General features: G+C 37.3%; 1 pseudogene. It reads left to right on the top strand.

Going from position 1 to position 424, the window contains the following annotated elements:
* A pseudogene (locus GBI66_RS19355) lies at positions 1 to 424 on the top strand (M61 family peptidase); the annotation flags it as partial.

Below are 424 nucleotides of genomic sequence, written 5' to 3' on the forward strand. Positions count from 1 at the left end.
TGTAGACCAGACACGCTTATATATTAATCCAGCATGTGTATGTTTAGCTTTAGAAGGGCAAGAACAGTCTGCTTGTGAAGTCGAAGTTTTCTTGCCGGATGAATTAAAGCATTTTCAGTTAGCAACAGGCTTAGCTTCAAAAAGCTTAGTCAAAGGTCGATTTACTTTAAAAGCAGATCATTATGATCAACTGATCGATAGTCCATTTGAGTTGGCTGATCAAACACGCTTTAGTTTTGAGACGAACGGCATTGAACATGAGTTCGTAATTTCTGGTTCGCACAATACCAATATTGATCGTCTAAAAGCCGATATTGAAAAAATTTGTGCAGCTGAAATTAATATGTTCGGTTCAGCACCATTTAAAAACTATACTTTTATGACCATGGCAACAGGGAATAGTTATGGCGGATTAGAGCATTGT

It is taken from the genome of Acinetobacter sp. TUM15071 (genome assembly GCF_008980925.1).
GTDB classification, from domain to species: domain Bacteria; phylum Pseudomonadota; class Gammaproteobacteria; order Pseudomonadales; family Moraxellaceae; genus Acinetobacter; species Acinetobacter dispersus.